This is a genomic window from Clostridium sp. AM29-11AC (assembly GCF_003480545.1).
Classification (GTDB): Bacteria; Bacillota; Clostridia; order Lachnospirales; family Lachnospiraceae; genus Otoolea; species Otoolea saccharolyticum_A.
On record NZ_QUJI01000029.1, the window covers coordinates 13,312 to 35,456 of the forward strand.

Genomic DNA, 22,145 nt, shown 5'->3' on the forward strand with positions numbered 1-22,145 from the left:
TGATTTGACAGCCTATAAGGCTGCAACAAATGCGCGAATCCTCTTTAACCCCTCTTTGATAGTGTCCATGCTGGTCGCATAAGAGATACGGATGTATCCCTCTCCCATGGTCCCAAAGGCAGAGCCCGGTGAGGTGAGAACATTCTGTTCCTCCAAAAGTCTGATGCAGAATTCCTCTGATGTAAGCCCCGTCTCCTTAATATTGACAAACAGGTAGAATGCACCCTTTGGCTTTACCACAGAAATTTTGTCAATACTGTTCAGTCCGTCTACAAACACATCCCGGCGTCTTCTGTATTCATCACGCATGGCCTTTACGCATTCATCGCTTCTTTTCTTATCCCTCAGTGCTTCCGCCGCCGCGTCCTGTATGAAGGCAGAAATACAGGAAACCACATTTTCCTGGAGCTTGGGCATCTGGGAAATGACTTCTTTTGGGCCGCATATATAGCCGATCCTCCAGCCGGTCATGGCATGGGATTTAGAAAATGAATCGATGTAGAGCGTTCTCTCCCTCATGCCCTCCAGAGAAGCAATATTTTCATAAGAATCGTCATCATAGATGAGCTGCTTGTAAACGGCATCCAGAATTACATACAGATCATATTTAACCGCTATATCTGCGACTGCCTGAAGATCCTCTCCCTTGGTCACCCCGCCTGTAGGGTTGGTGGGAGAGTTCAGCAGAATCGCCTTTGTCTTCGGCGTCACCGCCTTCTCCAGTTCCTTTCTGCGGAACACAAAGCCGTCCTCCTCGTAGACCGGAACCGGCACCGGAACGGCACCCGTCATGGCAATCTGTCCCAGGTAGTTGGGATAACAGGGATCTGCCACGATCACCTCATCACCCTGGTTAAACAGGGTAACCATCGTCAGGTAGAGTCCCTCCATAGCTCCCGTGCACATACAGATCTCAGAAACCGGATCATAGGTTATCCCATCAAATTCCTGAAGATAAGCTGCAATCACCTTTCTCGTTTCCAGCAGCCCCGCATTATCTGTGTAGTGTGTATTTCCTGCCAACAGTGAATTCTTTCCAGCCTCTACAATATAGTCCGGCGTTGCAAAATCCGGTTCTCCCAGACAGAAGCTCACCACTCCCTGTTTGTCCTTTGCCAAATCAAACATCCTTCTGATTCCCGACTGGGGCAGTTTTGTCAGTCCTGATAATTCCTTCATGCATTCTCCCTCCGTACATTCCTATTTTTTACTGTTCCCCTTACCGTAATGCATTACTTTCAGTAATCGATTTAGGTAATTGATTTCGTTAACCGATTACCTAAATTCAGAATAACACCCAATTAAGGATAAGTCAAATGTTTTATTTCTTTTCTATATAGTGCACAATTCTATTTTCACATTTTTGTGAACTTTTAACCCCAGCCCATATCTGTGATAAACTTTAAAAAAAACAGAGCGCATACAGAGAGGCAGCCGCGCAGGGCAGAAATGAAAGATTCCTGCAGCTGTGCAGGCTGTAATTCCTTCAGATACCAGAGTCCGGCGTGATATTTTCACCTTTTCCGTTCTCAAATCATCTGAAATATGATATTATTAAAAAATCAAATAGAGGATATTTAACTGGAATATTCGAAATAAAGAAAAAACTGCTCGGAGGAAGTTTCTCAATGAAACAATTAACAATAAAAGATATTGCCGCCCAGGCGAACGTGAGTACGACCACCATCTCACGCTTTCTGAACGGCAAGTACGATTCCATGTCCCTGGAGACAAAGGCCCGGATCGAACAGATTATAAAGGAGAGCGGCTATAGGCCGAATAATATTGCCAGAAGCCTGAAATCGAAGTATTCCCGGCTGATCGGTGTGATAATTTCTGACATATCAAACCCCTTTTTTTCTACGCTTTTAGACACAATTAACCAGAGGGCTCTGAAAGCAGGCTATTCGCTTCTGATATCTATTTCTAATAACTCTGCCTCGTCGGAACTGAAGCTTTTAAGAAAGCATCTCGACAACAGTGTTGACGGTCTTCTCATCAACACTGTAGGAGGCAATAACGAAGTCATCAGCCAGATCAGCCAGTCCCTGCCTGTTGTTCTGCTGGATCGAGATATAGAAGGCCTGGGACTTCCTGTTGTCACTTCCAATAACCGGCAGCTGATGGAAGATATTCTTCTGCACTTGAAGGAAGAGCAGTTTGACCAGGTTGTATTGCTGACCGAAGCTCTGGATACCAGCTCTATCCGGAAACTCCGCGCTGATGCTTTTCAGGAAATATGTGCCCGTCTTGACTTTGAAGGGAAGGTTTTTGAGATAGAGCCGAAGAATAGAAAGCAGATCGAAAAGCTGACCGCTTCCCTTGTCTCTAAGGACAGGATCACTGCCTTTATTGCAGCCAATACCCTTGTCCTGCAGGCGCTTCTGGAGCAGATTTCAAAAAAAGGCTGGCAAATTGGAAGCGATCTCGGCATCGTGAGCTTTGACGATTTTCCCTGGAGCTCCTTCATAGGAATCTCCTCCGTCCAGCAGGATTCTGTCAAAATCGGAAGCGAGGCCTTCAAAATCCTGCTAAATGCCATCAATACAGACAACGCCTCTGGAAAAAAGGGCAGTGAATGCGGAAAAATTGTTCCGGGCCGTTTTCATATCAGGCAGTCCAGCATAAACAAAAAAAGGCTGGAGCCGTGAAAGTCTGTTTTGCCATAAACTGTCTGATAGAGAAACCTCTGCGTGGGAAGCCAGGCCAGTGCCTGGCTTCCCACGCTCTGATTATCTTTCTTTCCCGCCGCCTGCCTTTATAGCCTTACCTTTTTCACCATATCCACAAATTCTCTGTTATTTTTCGTTCTGGCAAACAGATCGAGAATCCGTTCCACCGATTCCTCCGGCTTCAGGGTATTCGTCGCCTTGTGAATAATATCCACAGCCTCTGATTCCAATGGATTCAAGAGCAGATCATCTCTTCTCGTGCCCGACTTGAGAATATCGATAGCCGGGAAGATTCTCTTTTCAGAGAGCTTTCTGTCGAGCACAAGCTCCATGTTTCCGGTTCCCTTGAACTCCTCATAGATTACATCATCCATCCTGCTTCCCGTATCGATCAGGGCTGTGGCCAGAATGGTGAGGCTTCCGCCTTCTCTCATGTTTCTGGCTGCTCCGAAGAAACGCTTGGGCATGTGAAGCGCCGCCGGATCAAGACCTCCGGAAAGAGTGCGGCCGCTGGCCGGAACCACCAGGTTGTAGGCCCGGGCCAGACGGGTCATGCTGTCTAAGAGAATCATCACGTCGCGGCCGTGCTCCACCAGGCGCTTCGCCCTCTCGATTACCATCTCAGACACTCTCTTGTGGCGCTCGGGCAGCTCGTCGAAGGTGGAGTAGATCACTTCCACATTTGGCCCTGTGATGGCCTCCCTGATATCCGTCACCTCCTCCGGACGCTCATCGATTAAGAGGATAATCAGGTGCATATCCGGATGGTTCGTGGTAACTGCCTTGGCCACCTGCTTTAAGAGCGTCGTCTTTCCGGCCTTGGGCGGAGATACAATCATGCCTCGCTGTCCCTTTCCAATGGGGGAGAGCAGATCCAGCACCCGCATGGCGGTGGAATTTCTTGTTCCAGGCATCTCCATATGAAGTCTCTCATCGGGGAAAATCGGCGTCAGATTCTCGAAGTTGGGTCTTCGCTCTATCACGCTGAGGGGATAGCCATTGACTGACTTAATATACAAGAGAGCTGCAAATTTCTCAGTAGCTGTCTTGATTCTTCTGCTTCCCAGGACAATATCACCTGTCTTTAAATTAAACCGGCGTATCTGGGAGGGAGCCACGTATACGTCATTTTCTCCCGGAAGGAAATTTTCACAGCGGATAAAGCCAAATCCGTCCTGCATTACCTCCAGGATTCCGTTTGCCTCAATGCCGCTGTCCAGATCCTGAAGCTCTGTCTTGACCTCCTCTACCCCAGGATCTCTGTAATCCTGGCTTCTCTGCTCCTGTCCTCTTGCATCATATCTCATATCGGTCTGCTGCTCGTACCTGCCGGATGCCTGAGCACCGGAAGTCCCTGTCATGTCCTGCTCTGTCATGGAATTCTGAAACTGTGAAGGGTTCTGAGGTGCTCTGGAATCCATGCTGCCGGACCAGGCTGAGCCGGCGTTATTTGCAGCACCCATTCCGTTTGAAAAGCGCATCTCTGCTCTGTCATGGTTTCTGTCCTGATATTTCTCCTGGTTTCTATCTTGATTTCTTTCTTGATTTCTATCCTGATTTCTTTCCTGATTTCTGGCCTGGTAGCTGCGCCCGTAGGAGGCATTCTGATTTCTGTAGCCGGAGTTTCCATTTCCTCTGTATCCCTGACCGCCCCTGGAATCGGAGCGATAGTCATTTCTCACATAGGTTCTCTGAGGATGCCTTTCCTCCTGGCGGGAAGAGGATTCACTCTCTTTTACGCTCCTCTCTCCCTTTTCAAACTGGCTGTCATAGGCGGGTGATTTCTCCTGTGCCGGCTCCGGTTCACGGGGCGCAGAGGGCTCTGCAGTCTTTTCGGGCGATTTTTCGCCTGCCGCTTCACACAGACGCTCAATCAGCTCCGCTTTTTTCAGAGCCGTCACACCCTTGATTCCCTGAGCTTTCGCCAGTTCTCTGAGCTGGACTAAAGGCAAGGTCTGAAGTTTTTCTCTCATATTCAATTCTCCTTACTGTGATACTCTATGATCCTTTAAATGCTCGTAAGTCCGGGCGGCGGCAGTGTCGTTTCACACCTGCACAGCAGGGATGGTTCAGGAGGGAACGGTTGCTTTGTCTGCCTTTGTGCCGTCAGGTTTTCACTGCTCTGGCCGCCGCTGTCCTGTGATTTTCTTTTTATTTCTTCATATCTGGGGATTGTAAAGAATTCAGATGCGTTCCCAACCTTGTATCTGGACTCATTATATACTATTCCTTCCGGAATTGCAAAGATTTTATATTTTTTTCATTGGCACTTTACCGGATTGTGGTATGATAGAGCTGTAGGGGGAAGACAGATGAAAATAAGCCAAATCAGAAAGGACTGGTGACACAGAATGGAATATCTGACAATGACCATTGGAAAACAGAAAAATATTGCCCTTATCGCCCATGATCAGAAGAAGCATGAGCTGATTGACTGGTGTGAGGCCCATAAGGAAATTTTAAAGCATCACTTCCTGTGCGGAACGGGAACCACAGCCCGCATGATCACAGAAGCTACAGGACTCCCTGTAAAGGGCTACAACAGCGGCCCTCTGGGGGGAGATCAGCAGATTGGTGCCAAGGTAGTGGAGGGACGGGTTGACTTCATCATCTTTTTCTCCGATCCTCTGACCGCCCAGCCCCACGACCCGGATGTGAAGGCGCTGCTCCGCATTGCCCAGGTGTACGACATCCCCATTGCAAACAACAAGGCCACAGCCGATTTCCTGATCACCTCCAGCTATATGGATTCTGAGTATGAGCACCGGGTGGTAAACTTCCAGGAAAATATTGCAAACAGGGCCAGGACACTGTAAAGCAGGCCGCCTCTGCGTTTTTGATATTCCAGCCGGACTCCCGGGAGCGCTTTTCCGGCTCTGGCTGCAGCGGCCTTTTGGACGGCAGATTCCGACTTTGCTGCAGGAAAGTCCTGCCTGCCAGGCCTTTTGTTTCACCATACCGCATAATAAGACATCATACGCATCATAACGGATTTTCCTGTACGCGAAATCAAAAAGGGAAGCCCTTCTCTTCCGTTTCGGAAGATAGGCTTCCCTTTTTTCTGCACCGCTCTCTGTCTATATTCCCTGCTGCTGCCTGTAAAGACAGCCTTCATCTCAGGACCGTCCGCCTTGGCCTCTCAGCCCGCTTCCTCAGCCCAGCCTGCCCTTAAAATCCTCGTAGCCGAATTTTTTTATCAGGGTCTCTCTCTTGTCCAGCCCGCGCCAGACAATAGAGGGCAGGGCCATACCGTTGAAGGTATTGGTCTTTACCATAGTGTAGAGGGCCATGTCCTCAAATACGACCTGGCTTCCGGCCTCAAGGGGGGTGTCAAAGGAGTAATCCCCTATCACGTCCCCTGCCAGGCAGGTAGGGCCTGCCAGGCGGAAGGTGAATGCCTTCTCCCCCGGAAGTCCGGAATCTGAAACCGGCGGGCGGTAGGGCATTTCCAGCACGTCCGGCATGTGGCAGGCGGCTGAGGTGTCGAGAATCGCTATGTCGATGCCGTTCTTCACCGTCTCCAGAACTGTGGACACGAGAAAGCCGGCATTCAGCACAACCGCTTCTCCCGGTTCCAGATAAACCGTGAGACCATAGGTATCCCTGAAATGGGAGATAATCCTCTCCAGGCGCTCCACGTCATAGTCATCTCTTGTAATGTGATGTCCGCCTCCCAGGTTCAGCCACTTCATGTTCCCCAGGTATTTTCCGAATTTCTCCTCAAAGGCCGCCGCCGTCTGCTCGAGGGCGTCGGAGTTCTGCTCGCAGAGTGTGTGGAAATGGAGGCCGTCCAACAGGGGGAGCAGGCTCTCATCGAAGTTCTCCGCTGTGGTCCCGAGCCTGGAGCCGGGCGCGCAGGGGTCATAGATAGCGTGTCCCTCCTGGGTGGAACACTCAGGATTTACCCGAAGGCCCACGGATTTTCCCGCAGCCCTCGCCCGCTCCCCATACTTTCTCAGCTGGGAGGGGGAGTTAAAGACCAGGTGATCTGCATAGCTTAACAGCTCCTCAAACTCGTCCTCCCGGTAGGCCGGTGAAAATACATGGGTTTCCCCTCCGAACTCCTCCCTGCCCAGTCTCGCCTCATAGAGACCGCTGGCGGTACTGCCCGCCAGGTATTCCCTTATGAGGGGATAGGCAAAAAAGGTGGAGAACGCCTTCTGGGCCAGAAGAATACGGCAGCCCGTATCCTCCTGCACCTTTTTCAAAATCTCCAGGTTTTTTCTGAGCCTTTCCTCGTCTATGAGAAAATACGGGGTGGAAACGGGAGCCTTCCCGCTTTTCCCCGGGAAGGTTTCTCCCCTCTCTGCACCTGCTTTTGTTTCCAGCTCTGTGTTCATCAAGGGCCTGACCTCCTAGTCTACGAGAACCGGATCGTGGGATTCCTTCCAGGGAAGTCCCCACTTGTTCAGGGCTTCCATGAATGGATCCGGATCAAACTGCTCCATGTTCCATACGCCTGGCTTCTGCCACTTTCCTGTCATCACCATCATGGCGCCGATCATCGCCGGAACTCCTGTGGTGTAGGCAACCGCCTGGGAGCCTACCTCCTTATAGCACTCCTGGTGATCGCAGATATTGTAGAGATAATAATTTTTCTCTTTTCCGTCCTTCTTTCCGCGGAAAATGCAGCCGATATTTGTCTTTCCCTTGGTTCTCGGGCCCAGAGAGGACGGGTCAGGAAGGACTGCCTTTAAGAACTGAAGAGGAATAATCTCCTTCCCCTCATACATAATCGGCTCGATGGAGGTCATTCCCACATTCTCCAGACATTTCAAGTGTGTCAGGTAGCTCTGTCCGAAGGTCATGAAGAAGCGGATGCGCTTGATTCCCGGAATGTTCAGGGCAAGGCTCTCGATCTCCTCATGGTGAAGCAGGTACATATCCTTCTCTCCCACACCGTCGAAATTGTAGACGCGCTTGATCTCCATGGGCTCTGTCTCTACCCAGTGGCCGTCCTCCCAGTAGGAGCCTTTGGCGGAAACCTCGCGGATATTGATCTCCGGGTTAAAATTCGTTGCAAACGGATAGCCATGGTCGCCGCCGTTGCAGTCCAGTATGTCAATGTAGTTGATCTCGTCAAACTCATGCTTTAACGCGTAGGCGGAAAATACGCTGGTCACGCCCGGATCAAAGCCGCTTCCCAGAAGGGCTGTAATGCCGGCCTTCTCGAAGCGCTCCCTGTAGGCCCACTGCCAGCTGTACTCGAACTTGGCCGTATCTTCCGGCTCATAGTTGGCTGTGTCCACATAGTGGGTCTTGGTGGCAAGGCAGGCCTCCATGATAGTCAGATCCTGGTACGGAAGAGCCAGGTTTAACACCACATCCGGCTTCACCTCATTGATCAGCGCAACCAGAGCGTCCACATCGTTTGCGTCCACCTGAGCTGTGGTAATCTTTGTGGAGGTAGTGCCCTCCAGCTTCTCCTTCAGCGCATCGCACTTTGACTTTGTCCTGCTGGCAATGCAGATCTCCTCAAAAACTTCGCTGTTCTGACAGCACTTGTGAATGGCAACGGATGCTACTCCTCCGCAGCCGATGATTAATGCTTTTCCCATGACTTTATCCTCCTTAAAATTAAATTTACTTGTCTTTCTGCATAGCCAGCACCATTTCTCTGACAATCTTGCAGGCGGCAGCCGTGGAGCTTCCGCTCTGGTCGTAGTGAGGGCTCAGCTCGTTGACATCGCAGCCGACGATGTTGGCCCTGCTGCACACCAATGTCACAGCCCTTCTCAGCTCGTCAAAGCTCACTCCGCCCGGCTCCGGCGTACCTGTCCCCGGAAATACGGACGGGTCCATCACATCCAGATCAACGGTAAAGTAGACCGGCTTTCCTTCCAGACGGCTGAGTGTCTCTGAGAGCCCGTCAAAGTTAAAGGGGTTCAGGGATGTGTGCTCCTTCGCCCACTCAAACTCCCTGCGCTCTCCGGATCGGATTCCAAACTGGAAGATTTTTCCGTCTCCTGTAAGCTCCCAGCACCGCCTGATGACGCAGGCGTGGGACAGGGGCTCTCCCAGATAATCCTCCCTGAGATCGGTGTGGGCGTCAAAGTGAATGATATGTACATCCGGATATTTTCTGTGTACAGCTCTGAAGCTGCCGAGGGTGACGAGATGCTCTCCTCCCAGCATGAAGGGCCGTTTTCCTGCATTGAGAATCGTGGACGCGCACTCCTCTATATCTGCAAGAGCCCGTCTGGGATCTCCAAAGCCCAGTTCCAGATCTCCCGCGTCCATCACACGGCTGTCCTCCAGATCCCGATCCTGATAGGGGCTGTAGGTTTCAAGCCCATAGGACTCCCGGCGGATGGCGTCACTGCCAAACCTGGTTCCGGGGCGAAAGGAGGTGGTGGAGTCAAAGGGTGCTCCGAATACCACCGTGTCCGCCTGGTCAAATTCCCAGTCGAATCCCATATAGACCGATACGTTGGCAGACAGCTCCAAAGGCTTCTTTTCCGACGCCTGTCCAGATACGCTTTCTGACATTTTCATTTCCTCTCTTTACTGTATATTTTCCTGTATATCTGCCTGTTTTGAAAAGACTATTCCACCTCTTCCAGCAGACGCTCTACATAGGCCGGAAGGTAGAAGGCTCCTCTGTGCAGGGTCGTCGTATAGTAGCGGCAGGACAGACCTCTTAAATTCCAGGCAGCCTCCTTTAAATCCTTTAAGGGATGGTACTTTCTGGAAGCAAAGCCGAACAGCCAGTGGCCGGAGGGGTAAGTGGGAATGTGCGCCTGGTACACGCGGCTGATGGGGAATGACTCCACAATCCGCTTGTGGGCGCGCTGGCAGGCAACGGCGTCCTCCGGGTAGAAGGGGCTCTCGTGCTGGTTGACCATAATCCCGTCCTCGTGAAGGGCCTTAAAGCAGCTCCCGTAAAACTCCCTCGTAAACAGTCCCTCTCCCGGGCCAAAGGGATCCGTGGAGTCCACAATAATCAGATCGTATTTGTCCTCGCAGGAGCGCACAAACCTTACTCCGTCCTCATAGTGGATGCTCACCCTCGGATCGTCCAGGCGGCAGGCTGTCTTGGGAAGATATTTTCTGCACACCTCCACCACCAGCTCGTCGATCTCCACCAGATCGATGTGCTCAATTTCCGGGTATCTGGTCAGCTCCCTGATCACGCCGCCGTCCCCGGCTCCGATGACAAGGACCTGCTTTACGGCAGGATGAACGGCCATGGGCACATGGGTGATCATCTCGTGGTAGATAAATTCATCCTTTTCCGTCAGCATCATATATCCGTCCAGCGTCAGAAACCGGCCAAACTCCGGTGAATCAAACACATCAATCCGCTGAAACTCGCTTTTTCCGCTGTAAAGCTGGCGGTCAACCCTGATTGACAGCTTTACGTTTGAGGTCTGCTCCTCAGAAAACCAGTATTCCATCTTTTCTCCTTTCCCTGAAGCCTGTCATCAGCTCCTGCTCCCTTTTATTACGTTAAGCCTCAGGATATCTGCGTCCTCCGGCCCTGTCATGGTACAGCCCTTTTCTTTTGCAAAGGCAATGTAGGCGAGAATCTCGTCTGTGATCCGTTCACCAGGCGCCAGAATCGGGATGCCCGGCGGATAGCACATGACAAACTCGCTGCAGATGTACCCGGCCGTCTCCTCGATGGGGAGGGACTCCTTGTCTGCATAAAAGGCCTCCTGAGGCGACACTGCCACCTGGGGATCGATGTATTCCGGAACCGTCATCCCCGTCCCTTCCTTTCCGAAGCGCCTTCGTATCTCTGAAAGGGCGCTCACCAGGCGCTCCAGATCTCTTTGTCTGTCACCGATGGACAGGTAGGCCAGGAAATTGCCCAGATCGCCGAACTCAATCTGAATATCATACTCATCCCGAAGCAGGTCGTAGACCTCGATTCCTGCAAGCCCCACATCCAAAGTGTGAACCGAGAGCTTTGTCACATCAAAGTCATAGATACTGTCTCCGTTTATCAGTTCCTTTGAAAAGGCGTAGTAGCCTCCGATGGCGTTGATCTCGCCTCTGGCGTAATCTGCCATGCGCACCACCTCTGCGAAGGCCTCCTTTCCCCTGAGAGCCAGATTCCGTCTGGAAATGTCCAGACTTGACAGGAGCAGGTAGGATCCGCTGGTGGTCTGGGTCAGGTTGATGATCTGGCGCACATGTCCCACATTCATGGCCGGGCCGGTGAGAAGCAGAGAGCTCTGGGTCAGGCTCCCTCCCGACTTGTGCATGGAAACAGCCGCCATATCCGCTCCTGCTGCCATGGCTGAGACAGGCAGGTTTTCTCCAAAGTAAAAATGTGTGCCGTGGGCCTCATCCGCCAGACAGAGCATTCCATTTTCGTGGGCCAGCCTCACAATCTCCCGGAGATTAGAGCAGATCCCGTAGTAGGTGGGATTGTTCACCAGCACAGCTTTTGCCTCCGGATTCTCCCTGATAGCCCGTTCTACCTGTTCCACCTTCATTCCCAGGGGAATCCCCAGGCGCATATCGCACTCCGGGTTTACATAAACCGGAACCGCCCCGCAGAGGATCAGCGCCCCCACCACGCTCCGGTGAACATTTCTGGGCAGGATAATCTTATCGCCCCTCTTTACCACAGAGAGGATCATGCTCTGCACGGCTGATGTGGTTCCCCCCACCATCAGAAAGGCGTGGGCGGCGCCGAAGGCTTCGGCTGCCAGGCGCTCTGCCTCGGCGATCACGGAAACCGGGTGGCAGAGATTATCCAGGGGCTTCATGGAGTTCACATCAATTCCCACACATTTTTCTCCCAGAAGCCCTGCCAGCTCCGGGTTTCCTCTTCCCCTCTTATGTCCCGGCACGTCAAACGGGACCACTCTCATACTCTTAAAACGCTCGAGTGCCTCGAAAATCGGGGCATTTTCCTGAGTGAATGTCTCCACGGGCGTTTCCTCCTCTCCTGCGGCGCGGCCCCGCATCAGTAAATATTTCTGCCGCTGAATATCTCTATCATCTCCCGCCGGAGGCTGTTCATAATTTCCAGCCTGACTTTCGGCGGCAGCTCGTAAATATCGGTCTTAAACAGATAATTCTGAAGATCTACCTCTTTTACCATCATCTTTGTGTGGAACAGGTTGGCCTCATATACATTGATATCCACCGCGTCATAGCGCAGCAGGATTTCCGGGTCAATGTAGTCCTGAATGGACGTAACCCTGTGATCCATAAACAGCTTTCTGCCGTCCATATCTCTTGTAAACCCTCTGACACGGTAATCCATGGTGATAATATCTGAGTCAAAGGAACGGATCAGATAGTCCAGAGTGGAAAGAGGGGTAATTTCCCCGCAGGTGGCCACATCGATATCCACCCGGAAGGTGGCAAGGCAGGTTTCCGGATGGTACTCCGGATAGGTATGTACCGTCACATGGCTTTTGTCCAGATGGGCCAGCTGAGTCTCCCCTGCCGGAATCATGCTGCCCTCGGCAATCAGAATCGTCACAGACGCCCCCTGGGGATCGTAGTCCTGCTTGGCAATATTTAAAACCCTCGCCCCGATCATATCCGTCAGGCTTGTGAGGATTCCCGTCAGACGCTCAGAATTGTACTGCTCGTCAATATAGGCAATATAATCTCTCTGCTCCCTGGCTGTCTTTGCGTAACAGACATCATAAATATTAAAGCTCAGGGACTTGGTCAGGTTGTTAAACCCGTACAGCTTCAGTTTCTCCCCCATATCTTTACTCCTCTTTCTGTAATCGCCTGGCCCTTGGCCGTTTTCTTTCACCGGACTGATTCTCATTTTGCAGGGCACTTTGCTCTGCAGACCGTCTGCTTTCTTTTATAATTTATAATAAAAAAACCGCAGGGACTGTACGCCTGTTCGCACACAATCCTTGCGGTATGTTCCATGTTTTTATATGCTGCCCTCTCCCTCTTCTGCTCTCAGTGATGTTCTCTCCAGATACACACAGCTTTCAGCAGGAATGCCCCAGGCTCTTCCCAGAGCGCTTTCCGAAATAATGCACTTTCTGAAACCGGGAAGCTCACGCACCTTCAGCCTCAAAATCCGGCCTGGCCCTTCCGCTGAAGGAACCCGCAGAGCAGAAATCGCGCCTTCCTCCCGCGCCTTTCTCTGACAGGCACAGCGCTTCTGCCGGCATCTTCTGCTTTCTGTATGTATGTTACTCAATCCTGACAGCGCCTCAAGGGGCTGGAGCGTGTATCACGGAAGTCTCTTCCGGGGCCACGCATATTCTCATGGAATGACAAATTTCAGAGTCTATATAGCAAATATCTCACTTTTACTACTCTTATTGACCGTTTCACAAGTGGTTGCACGCAGACTGCGTATCGGTTGTAAAGTAACCAACTTATAAAATTTGAGCTTTGACTCAATCAATAAGGCAACAAAATGTTACCAGTTCGGCACTTGCCCCGGCTGTCCGTATGGCCTTAACCCTTTCGGGTGGGCAAAAATATTTGCATGGAAACTCTGCTTTCACTTTGATCCCATGACGGGTTTACTATATCTGATTTTTTCTTTTTTGTCAATGGATTTTATTGTTTTTCCGTCTGGTTCTGCCCTCCGTCCGGCTGCTCCTTTCTGGCATCACAGGCCGCCTTCAAAAGGAGTTCCTTTTCATTGAGAGCAGGCTCTGAGAGGACAAGCTCAAACAGGTATCTGAGCCTCTCCCCCATCTCCTTACCGGGCTTCATCCCTGCGGCGATCAGATCATTTCCCGTCACCGCCAGATCCTTTAACCGGATGCATTCCCCCCGCTCCCTCACCCTGCGGCATCGGGACTCGGTTTTCAGGACGTCCTCCATCTGCTCTGGAAAAACGGTTTTTATCATGAGAAGCAGGCTGTCGAACAGGCTGTCCTCCATCTGGCTCATCATTCTTCTGAGGGCCGGCCCGTCTTCCGGAAGCGTTTCCTCCATAAAGCGAACCAGGGTTTTAACCCTTCGGATGGTGTCATTGTCCAGTTTCAGCTCCCTGAGAATGGTGCAGGCGCCCTTTTCTCCCAAATGCCCTAAAAAGACTGCATACCTGAGAGATTTTTCCTGGGGCAGAAGGGCGCTTCTCTTCAGGCGCTCCTCCAGATTGATGCCTGACTCCCTGGCTTTTGAAAAGATCCCAGGAAACCCTGCCGTCATGTAGGGACACATCCCCGTGTCCTCCATGACCAGCACCCCCTGGGGGCGCCCGGAGAGGAGGGTTTTGGTGAGCTCCACCTGTATCCGCTCCTTGCTCACATGAGCCAGATTGGGGGCGATCCCCGAGAGAGCCCTGTAGGTTTCCTCCTCAATACTAAAGTCCAGCTGGGAGGCAAAGCGGACTGCCCTCATAATCCGAAGAGCATCCTCACCAAACCGCTCCACCGCATTTCCCACGCACCGGATCGTGCGGTTTTTCAGATCCTCCATGCCTCCGAAGATATCCACCAGGCCCGTTTCAGGGCTGTAGGCCATGGCGTTTATGGTAAAGTCCCGGCGGCGCAGGTCCTCCCTCAGATCAGAGGTAAACTCCACCTCCCTGGGGTGGCGTCCGTCCTCATACTCGCCGTCGATCCGGTAGGTGGTGATCTCATAGCCCACGTGATCCCGGATCACCGTGACAGTCCCGTGCTGAAGCCCTGTGTCCACTGTTTTTCCGAATACCGCCTTAACCTCCACAGGTTTCGCCGAGGTGGTAATATCCCAGTCTCCCGGAATACGGTTCAGGATAGTATCCCGCACACAGCCGCCCACCGCAAATGCCTCGTATCCGCTGTCTCTCAGCTTTTTCAGGATCCACTCTACCTGAGGGGGAATTTTTATTGTAAACTCTGCCTTTTTCGTAATATCCATCTGTTTTGCTCTGCTCCTTTGCCCTTATCCGTTCCCTCACTGCTGCTCTGTGGCAGGGCTGTCACATGGCAAGGCGCAGTGCAGGGGCCTTTAGTATGCCTTGCCCCAGTAAACCATCTTCACTGCCGGCTTTCCGCAGCAGACGCAGGTGTCAGCCACCTTCTCCTGCTTAAACGGCATACATCTGGACGTAACGCCCACGGTTTCCTTCAGCTTGTCCTCGCACTCCTGGCAGCCGCACCACATGGCCTTGATAAATCCCGGCTTATTGTCTGCCAGCTCCTTCATCTCCTCCATATTGGTGGCTGTGTAGGTGTGGGCGTCCCGGTGGGCTCTTGCCCGCTCAAACATATCGTGCTGGATGGTATCAAGCAGCTCTGTCACCTTCTCCTTGATCTCATCTAAGGAGACTGTGATCTTTTCATGGGTGTCACGGCGCACCAGCACAGCCTGATTCTGTTCCAGATCCTTCGGTCCGATCTCCACACGCACCGGAATGCCGCGCATCTCAGATTCGCTGAACTTCCAGCCCGGACTCTTGTCAGAGTCATCTACCTTCACGCTGAAGCCGGAGAGAATGTCCTTTAACTCGTATGCCTTGTCGAGAACTCCCTCTACCTGCTGGCGGATCGGCACAATCACTACCTGTGTGGGAGCGATCCTCGGAGGAAGTACAAGGCCGCTGTCGTCTCCGTGCACCATGATAATGGCTCCGATCAGACGGGTTGTCATTCCCCAGGAGGTCTGGTGAACGTATTTTAATTTATTGTCCTTGTCGGAGAACTGGATACCGAAAGCCTTTGCAAATCCATCACCGAAGTTGTGGCTGGTGCCGGACTGGAGGGCCTTTCCGTCATGCATCAGGGCCTCGATCGTATAGGTAGCCTCTGCTCCCGCAAATTTCTCTTTATCCGTTTTTCTTCCGCGGATGACGGGCATCGCCAGCACCTCCTCGCAGAAATCAGCGTAGAGGTTTAACATCAGCTCTGTCCTCTCCTCTGCCTCCTCTGCTGTGGCGTGGGCTGTATGTCCCTCCTGCCATAAGAACTCTCTGGAGCGCAGGAACGGTCTTGTGGTCTTCTCCCAGCGCACAACTGAGCACCACTGGTTGTAAAGCTTTGGCAGATCCCTGTAGGACTGAATATCTCTTGCGTAGAAATCGCAGAACAGGGTCTCGGAGGTCGGGCGCACGCACATTCTCTCCTGGAGGGGCTCAAGTCCGCCGTGAGTTACCCAGGCAACCTCCGGCGCAAATCCCTCTACGTGATCCTTCTCCTTCTGAAGCAGGCTTTCCGGAATAAACATGGGCATGTATACATTCTGTACCCCTGTTTCCTTAAAGCGTCTGTCCAACTCCTTCTGAATATTCTCCCAGATGGCGTATCCGTCCGGCTTAATGACCATGCATCCCTTCACGCTGGAATAATCCACCAGCTCTGCCTTTTTTACCACATCTGTGTACCACTGGGCGAAGTCCACATCCATGGAAGTGATGGCTTCCACCAATTTCTTTTCTTTAGCCATGGTTATCTCCTCTCTCATACTCTTTTTTCTCTCTTTTTCTTTTCTGCCGCATCTCTATTCCGGCGATTCTCTGTTCCGGCGCTCAGCGGGCTCTTTCCTACCGCAGCCCCTATCTCTGCAGGCAGATTGCTTTTGGGCGAAGTACCTTTCTTTCACAGGCTCGGAAGAATTTCCTATAAAACAGAATCCTGCTTTGCAGGATTCCCGCCTGAAACAAAAAAAGCCGCCGATCCCTCTTAGCAAGGGACCGATCAGCTCTGCTGTCGGCGGTACCACCCTGATTAACCTTGTTTCCTCTGCTCTGATTCTCAGTCAGAAGATTTCAGCTCTCTCAATGCTCCGTTAACGCCGGATTACGTTGCACTTTCGCAGGATTTTCTCAATTTCTGTTCTTATCTCTGCCTCATGCACAGCTCCGAGGAAGGTTCAACTCTGAGTGACACGGGAATGTCCCACCTGTCATCCCCTCTCTGGAAGTGTATCAGAATCTACTGGGCCTCTTCTCAGCCATGTTTCCATTTGTCCACAGGCTGATTTTACGCTGTGAAAATCGGTTTGTCAAGCTGTTTGTGCCTCATTCCCATCCCACTTCTGTCCGGTTCTTTCGGGGAATGCAGACTCAGGTGCTTGTCTTTCCTGCTGGAATCCGCTAGACTTGAATATTATATACTTATAACTATTTACATGCCTGTTTATACGCCGTCTGTTCATCTGCCGGCAGCCTGCCGCTGCTTTCCGGCTCTGAAACCAGGGGGGAATGCTTCGGCGGAAAGGAGAAGCTTTGTCTGACTTACTAAACCGTCCGGACAGGGAGAAGAGCCGCCCTGTCATCGCTGTCATCGGCTCCGGCGGAAAAACCACCGCCCTGAAACGCCTGGCCAGAGAAGGCTCTGATCGGGGGCTTTCCGTATTTTACACAACCACCACCCATATTTATCCATTAAATCCCCCCGAGAGCAGGGAGCTTCTGGCAAATCCGGACTGGGCGTCCCTGAAACAGTCTCTAAAAAAGCCGGGGATTGTGTGCGCGGGGAAAAGTGCCGGGGCCGGGAAACTGACATCCCTAGATGAAAAGCTCCTGCAGGCGGCCTGCCGGACAGCAGATCTTACGGTCTGCGAGGCGGACGGCTCCAGACATCTTCCCCTAAAGCTCCACCGGAAAGGCGAGCCTGTCCTTCCGCCGGAAACCAGCCTGTGCCTTATCGTGGCAGGTCTCTCTGCCCTGGGAAGACCTGTGTGTGACTGCGTCCACCGCTATGAACTGCATCCGGGCTGGAAGGAAAACCCCCGTCAGATCGCAGGAGCCTCTGAGCTTGTCTTCTGCATCGAAGATGCGATCCGGGCTGCAGGGCGCGCCCTTCCTGTCCTTCAGGAGAAGAGTCCGGAAAGCTCCCCGTCCTCCCAGATCTTTCCAGTCAAGATCCTCTTAAACCAGGCTGATCTGCTCTGCTCCCGGAAGGGCTCTGGCGGGCCAGACGCCTCCTCCCTCCTCCGTGAGGCCAGAAAAGCCGCCCGGCTGCTGTCAGACCAGGGGCTGGACTGCCGCATGGGAAGTCTGAACTCCCACTCCTTTCCTCTGTGGGAGTGGATATTTGACGAAATTTCCTGACAGGGGAAGAGACACCTGTTTTCGGCTGTTTTTCAGTTGTTTTTTGCTGCTTTCGGCTGTTTTTCAACTGCTGAACTGGACAGCACTACAGAAGCCTGATTCCTTTTCTGGCCGAAGCCGCCAGAAGGGCTTCCACTGCCCCTCCCGCCACAGCCCTGGCTTTGTCTGAAACCGTATCGCAGAAGGCGGCCTGCTCCGGTCTCGGATCAATGTCTGCAATTTTTAATCCCTTTTTCACCTCATAGCCTTCCCGGATTAAACCCCGGAGAACTCCGTCCAGGGAGGCATAAACCGGCGTATCCCCTGCCCAGGCGATGATTTGCCCTTTCTTCACCGCCGCTCCGATATCCACGGCCGTTTTTCCGTTTTCCTTCACAAACCGCATGGGGCCGGAGGCGGGGGAATGGATCACCCGCTCCGAGGAAAATCCCCCTATCTCTCCCGGGATTCCCGTATTGGGAATGGCGGCTCCCTGCCAGATCACACGTCCCAGGAAGTGTCCCCTCATGGTTTCCACCACCGCGTCCACATCCTCCCCGGCAGTAAAGCCCGGCCCCACCCCCACGGTGATGGGGGCCATCTCCCTGGCGGTTCCCAGATTCCGCTTGGCCAGAATGGCGTCTATGACGGCCGCCGGGTGCAGCAGACGGATGCAGGCTGCCTCCTCGTCTACAAACAGGGGGATCACGCCCTCCTCTTCGGCAAGCTCTGCCTGCCGGAGGGTTTCAACCCTGCGGCAGCGGGCTCCCTCCACACAGGATGTCCCCTCCCAGACGGCCTCACAGAGGGCAGCGCGGCGGCGGATGGCCGAGGGCTTCCTGCACTCTGTCACCGCCACCCGAAACCCGCAGCTCCAGAGCCTGAGGATAATGCCTGTCGCCAGATCCCCGGCTCCCCGCACCAGGATCCACGGACGCTTAAAGCCGCCAGACGTCGTACCCTGAAGGCTTTCCTGGCTTTCGCCGTTTCCACGGTTTTCCCTGTTTCCATGGTCTTCGCCGTTTCCAGGCTCTCTCGCTCCTCTGCAGTTTCTGCCGCCGCTCTCTCCTCTGGGCTCCTCTGGAAAATCTTCGGAAAAATACCCGGGGAAATATTTCTTTGCCAGATCTCCAAGCTCTCTTCCGGCCTCCTTCTCGAAGGCCCGGTAGTTTTCCAGAAGTCCTTTTCCCTCTTCCGTCAGCTCTGCTCCGCCGCCGCACCTTCCTCCGATACGGCTGTTTAAAAGCGCAAATCCCAGCTGCGCCTCACATCCGTGCAGTACCGTCCATGCCTTGCTGTAGCTCATATTCATCAGGGCTGCGCTTTTTCTCAGAGAGCCATGAGTCTCAACTCCCTCGAGAAGGGCAGCGATCCCCGGCCCAAAGGCCTTTTCCTTTTTTTCGCAGTTTACGATGCGCAGATTTGACTGTATTTTAAAACGCCTCTCCATTTTCTGTTTCTCCTGTTCCCCGTTTCTCCTGCTTCCTGCTCTGCCCTGTTTTTTGCCAGGGCACATCCGGATCTTTCCGGCGCCGAAGTTATGCTTCCACCATTCTATCATCCCCTTCCTGAAATGGGGAGTCTCTTTTTCCAGTTTCTTTATTTTACAGGCATTTTCGTTAATCGTTCACAAAAATAACGGACGGTTGACCCCTGTTTTTTTACGTCTCCCTGTCTGCCTTTTTCTTGCAGCCAAAACAGGCGGTATGGTATACTTGAGCTATCGTTATTCGCAAACAAAACGAACGTATAAACAGGAACATAAGGAACATAATTTAAGCGCAGCTGCCTGCGCTCTGCTGACTGCTGTCTGCTGCCTGCCGGCGCACATCACGGCGGCAGGAGGGGCAGCCCTGTCAGACCGGCGGTTTTGACAGATCCTGTCAGGACTTTCTGGTTTTGACAGCTTTTTTATGTCTTTCCAAAGGGAAGGACAGATTATTTTTCAGGAGGTTATCGTATGAAGCTGATGCGCACAGAGGATGCAGTGGGACAGGTGCTCTGCCACGATATTACGCAGATTATAAAGGGTGTTACCAAGGATGCCGTCTTCAGGAAAGGCCATATTATCAGGCCTGAGGATATCCCGGTACTTTTAAGCGTGGGGAAAGAGCATGTCTACATCTGGGAAAACGACGACACCATGCTCCACGAAAATGACGCAGCGGAAATTCTGCGCCAGCTCTGCCAGGGCCCCGGCATGCACGCCACCGCCCCAAAGGAGGGGAAAATTGAGCTGATCGCCGACAGGGACGGACTGTTCATGGCAGACACTGAGCGGCTTGGGAGCATTAATCAACTGGGGGACATGATGATCGCCACCATAGCAGGCGGTTTTCCCGTCAGGGCAGGCGACCGGCTGTGCGGCACCAGAGTCATCCCTCTGGTCATCAAAAAGGACAGGATGGAGGAGGCCAGGGCTGCAGCCGGCACAGAACCTCTCCTCTCTGTCCTGCCCTTCCGGGCTAAGAGCTTCGGCGTCGTCACCACCGGAAGCGAGGTCTACCGGGGTCTGATAGAGGATACCTTTACCCCTGTGATCGAAGAAAAGCTGGCCGAATACGGCTGCGTCATGGCTGCCCACGAAATCTGCGACGACAGGGACGAGGAGATTACAAAAGCGATCCGCCGCATGGCCGATGAAGGGATCGAGATGATTTTCTGCACCGGGGGAATGAGCGTGGATCCCGACGACCGCACTCCCCTGGCTATCCGCAACTCCGGAGCCAGAATTGTCAGCTACGGAGCTCCGGTTCTTCCGGGAGCCATGTTCTTAATGTCCTACCTGCCTGACGGAAGGCCGGTATGCGGACTGCCCGGCTGCGTCATGTACGCAGGGCGGACGATTTTTGACCTGGTGCTCCCGAGGCTTCTGGCAGATGTGCCTGTGACCTCTGACTGGCTCTCCGGTCTGGGGCATGGGGGACTGTGTCTGAACTGCCCGGAATGCCATTTTCCAAACTGCGGGTTCGGAAAGGGAATATAGGAGGTTATAGGAGGTTTTCAAATGGATTTTACACATATTGACAGAAACGGCAATGCCGTGATGGTGGACGTAAGCGAAAAGGCAGCCACCGAAAGGACAGCTGTGGCCAGGGGCCGGATACGCATGAGCCGCCAGTGCTTCGAAGCCGTAAAGAACAGGACGGCAAAAAAGGGAGACGTGCTGGGAGTGGCGCAGATTGCCGGGATCATGGCCTCCAAACATACGGCCGATCTGATCCCTCTATGCCACCGGCTGAACCTTACCAAAAGCACCGTAGATTTTTCCCTGTCCGAAGAGTCAGAAGAGAAATGTTACGTGGAAGCCGTGTGCACCGTCCGCTGCACCGACCGGACCGGGGTGGAGATGGAGGCCCTGACCGGGGTTTCCGCAGCCCTCCTGACTGTCTATGACATGTGCAAGGCCATTGACCGGGGAATGGTGATCGAGCAGGTGCACCTTGTTGAGAAACACGGCGGAAAAAGCGGGGATTTCTCTTTTCAGGAGGGCGGCCATGACTGATCCCTTCGGCAGAACCATCGATTATCTGCGCATCTCTGTCACGGACCGGTGCAGCCTTCGCTGCCGCTACTGTATGCCGAAGGAGGGTGTCCCTCTGACGGCTCACGAGAATATCCTTACCTATGAGGAACTGCTCCTCGTCGCCGAGGCTTCTGTGGGGCTTGGCATCGACCGGTTTAAAATCACCGGCGGCGAGCCGCTGCTCAGAAAAGACTGTCCGGATTTTATCAGGCGGCTGAAAGCCCTTCCCGGCGTCCGGCAGGTGACACTCACCACAAACGGCCTGCTGCTCCCTGAACATCTGGAAGAGCTTCTTTCGGCCGGGCTGGACGGAGTGAACGTAAGCCTTGACACCCTCGATGAAAAGCAGTTTCAGGAGATCACAAGGAGTTCCCGAAGCCCTGTGCAGGTACTGGACGCTGTGAAGCTCTGCTCCGGAAAGCTCAGGACGAAGATCAATGCGGTAATGCTTCCGGAAACCGAGTCTCAGCTTCTTCCCCTGGCAGCTCTCGCCCGGGAGCTTCCCGTAGACGTGCGCTTTATCGAACAGATGCCCATTGGCCCCGGTGCCCGGACAGAGGCGGGAGGGCCCCCCTCTCCCTCCTCTGCCCTTATGCGTCTGAAGGAACAGTGGCCTCTGCTCTCGCCCCTCCCCGAGGGAGAAAGGAGAGGAAACGGTCCTGCCAGATATTACACAGCCCCGGGCTTTCAGGGCGCGGTGGGCTTTATCGAGGCAGTCAGCCACTCCTTCTGTTCTTCCTGCAACAGGATTCGCCTCACCAGCACGGGGACATTAAAGCCCTGTCTCTGCTACGAGGACGGCATCCGTCTGGCCCCTGTCCTCAGAGGCCAGCACAGAGACAGAGACGAGCTGCTGTGTGAGATTAGCAGTGCCATTGAGGCTGCTGTCCGCTCAAAGCCCCCCGCCCACTGCTTTGACCGGGCAGAGTCCGTCAGCGAACGAAAATCCATGAGCCAGATCGGAGGCTAGAAAAGATAGGAGGAAAGACTAACTATTAAAAGTCAAGTCTAAAATGAAGATTTTTGAATGAATTGCGGG

The 22,145-nt window shown here is 53.1% G+C and carries 17 protein-coding genes; 6 read left to right on the plus strand and 11 right to left on the minus strand.

Annotated features, from left to right (window positions below; translation table 11 throughout):
- Positions 1–12 precede the first annotated feature (12 nt).
- Positions 13–1,179 (minus strand): pyridoxal phosphate-dependent aminotransferase, encoded by a 1,167-nt coding sequence (locus DW757_RS15365; protein ID WP_118752166.1) that lies wholly within the window; start codon positions 1,177–1,179, stop codon positions 13–15.
- Between the two features lie 449 nt (positions 1,180–1,628).
- On the opposite strand from DW757_RS15365, the gene DW757_RS15370 reads away from it, so the two are divergent.
- Positions 1,629–2,651, plus strand: coding sequence for a LacI family DNA-binding transcriptional regulator (locus DW757_RS15370; protein ID WP_243033729.1), 1,023 nt, complete (start codon positions 1,629–1,631; stop codon positions 2,649–2,651).
- A gap of 107 nt (positions 2,652–2,758) precedes the next feature.
- On the opposite strand, the gene rho is transcribed toward DW757_RS15370, so the two are convergent.
- Positions 2,759–4,645, minus strand: a complete 1,887-nt coding sequence (rho, locus tag DW757_RS15375; RefSeq protein ID WP_118752168.1) for a transcription termination factor Rho — start codon at positions 4,643–4,645, stop codon at positions 2,759–2,761.
- 378 nt (positions 4,646–5,023) lie between these two features.
- Here rho and DW757_RS15380 point away from each other — a divergent pair, with 378 nt between their 5' ends.
- On the plus strand, positions 5,024–5,488 hold the full coding sequence (locus DW757_RS15380; RefSeq protein WP_008398900.1) for a methylglyoxal synthase: 465 nt from the start codon (positions 5,024–5,026) through the stop codon (positions 5,486–5,488).
- A 336-nt stretch (positions 5,489–5,824) separates the two neighbouring features.
- Here the strand turns inward: DW757_RS15380 and nspC are convergent, their stop codons facing one another.
- From nspC to proS, 8 genes are all read right to left on the minus strand, one after another.
- Complete coding sequence (gene nspC / locus DW757_RS15385) at positions 5,825–7,012, minus strand: carboxynorspermidine decarboxylase (RefSeq protein ID WP_118752169.1); 1,188 nt, start codon at positions 7,010–7,012, stop codon at positions 5,825–5,827.
- Between the two features lie 15 nt (positions 7,013–7,027).
- A complete protein-coding gene (locus tag DW757_RS15390; RefSeq protein ID WP_015573451.1) occupies positions 7,028–8,230 on the minus strand; it encodes a saccharopine dehydrogenase family protein in 1,203 nt (400 codons plus the stop codon).
- 25 nt (positions 8,231–8,255) lie between these two features.
- Positions 8,256–9,161 carry an agmatinase gene (speB, locus tag DW757_RS15395; protein WP_008398903.1) on the minus strand — a complete coding sequence of 302 codons (906 nt, stop codon included), beginning with the start codon at positions 9,159–9,161 and terminating at the stop codon, positions 8,256–8,258.
- Positions 9,162–9,217: 56 nt separating this feature from the next.
- On the minus strand, positions 9,218–10,069 hold the full coding sequence (gene speE / locus DW757_RS15400) for a polyamine aminopropyltransferase (protein WP_008398904.1): 852 nt from the start codon (positions 10,067–10,069) through the stop codon (positions 9,218–9,220).
- A gap of 27 nt (positions 10,070–10,096) precedes the next feature.
- Positions 10,097–11,593: an aminotransferase class I/II-fold pyridoxal phosphate-dependent enzyme gene (locus DW757_RS15405; protein WP_008398905.1), complete on the minus strand. Its 1,497-nt coding sequence runs from the start codon at positions 11,591–11,593 to the stop codon at positions 10,097–10,099.
- Entirely contained in the window at positions 11,593–12,351 is a 759-nt protein-coding gene (speD, locus tag DW757_RS15410) for an adenosylmethionine decarboxylase (RefSeq protein ID WP_021965875.1), read from the minus strand. The genes DW757_RS15405 and speD overlap by 1 nt, the downstream gene beginning before the upstream one ends.
- 824 nt (positions 12,352–13,175) lie before the next feature.
- The gene (locus DW757_RS15420) at positions 13,176–14,468 is read right to left on the minus strand and encodes a CCA tRNA nucleotidyltransferase (protein ID WP_118752171.1); all 1,293 of its coding nucleotides are present in this window, start codon (positions 14,466–14,468) and stop codon (positions 13,176–13,178) included.
- 90 nt (positions 14,469–14,558) lie between these two features.
- A complete protein-coding gene (gene proS, locus DW757_RS15425) occupies positions 14,559–15,992 on the minus strand; it encodes a proline--tRNA ligase (protein WP_118752172.1) in 1,434 nt (477 codons plus the stop codon).
- 781 nt (positions 15,993–16,773) lie between these two features.
- Here proS and yqeC point away from each other — a divergent pair.
- Positions 16,774–17,601, plus strand: coding sequence for a selenium cofactor biosynthesis protein YqeC (gene yqeC, locus DW757_RS15435; RefSeq protein WP_182433328.1), 828 nt, complete (start codon positions 16,774–16,776; stop codon positions 17,599–17,601).
- Positions 17,602–17,686: 85 nt separating this feature from the next.
- On the opposite strand, the gene yqeB is transcribed toward yqeC, so the two are convergent.
- Positions 17,687–19,030, minus strand: a complete 1,344-nt coding sequence (yqeB, locus tag DW757_RS18080) for a selenium-dependent molybdenum cofactor biosynthesis protein YqeB (protein ID WP_347560002.1) — start codon at positions 19,028–19,030, stop codon at positions 17,687–17,689.
- A 510-nt stretch (positions 19,031–19,540) separates the two neighbouring features.
- On the opposite strand from yqeB, the gene DW757_RS15445 reads away from it, so the two are divergent.
- Genes DW757_RS15445 through moaA form a run of 3 tightly spaced genes read left to right on the plus strand, consistent with a single transcriptional unit; the run spans position 19,541 to position 22,076 of the window.
- A complete protein-coding gene (locus DW757_RS15445) occupies positions 19,541–20,566 on the plus strand; it encodes a molybdopterin-binding protein (RefSeq protein WP_118752176.1) in 1,026 nt (341 codons plus the stop codon).
- 21 nt (positions 20,567–20,587) lie between these two features.
- The gene (gene moaC, locus DW757_RS15450; RefSeq protein WP_118752177.1) at positions 20,588–21,085 is read left to right on the plus strand and encodes a cyclic pyranopterin monophosphate synthase MoaC; all 498 of its coding nucleotides are present in this window, start codon (positions 20,588–20,590) and stop codon (positions 21,083–21,085) included.
- Complete coding sequence (gene moaA, locus DW757_RS15455; protein WP_118752178.1) at positions 21,078–22,076, plus strand: GTP 3',8-cyclase MoaA; 999 nt, start codon at positions 21,078–21,080, stop codon at positions 22,074–22,076. The genes moaC and moaA overlap by 8 nt, the downstream gene beginning before the upstream one ends.
- Positions 22,077–22,145: the final 69 nt, after the last annotated feature.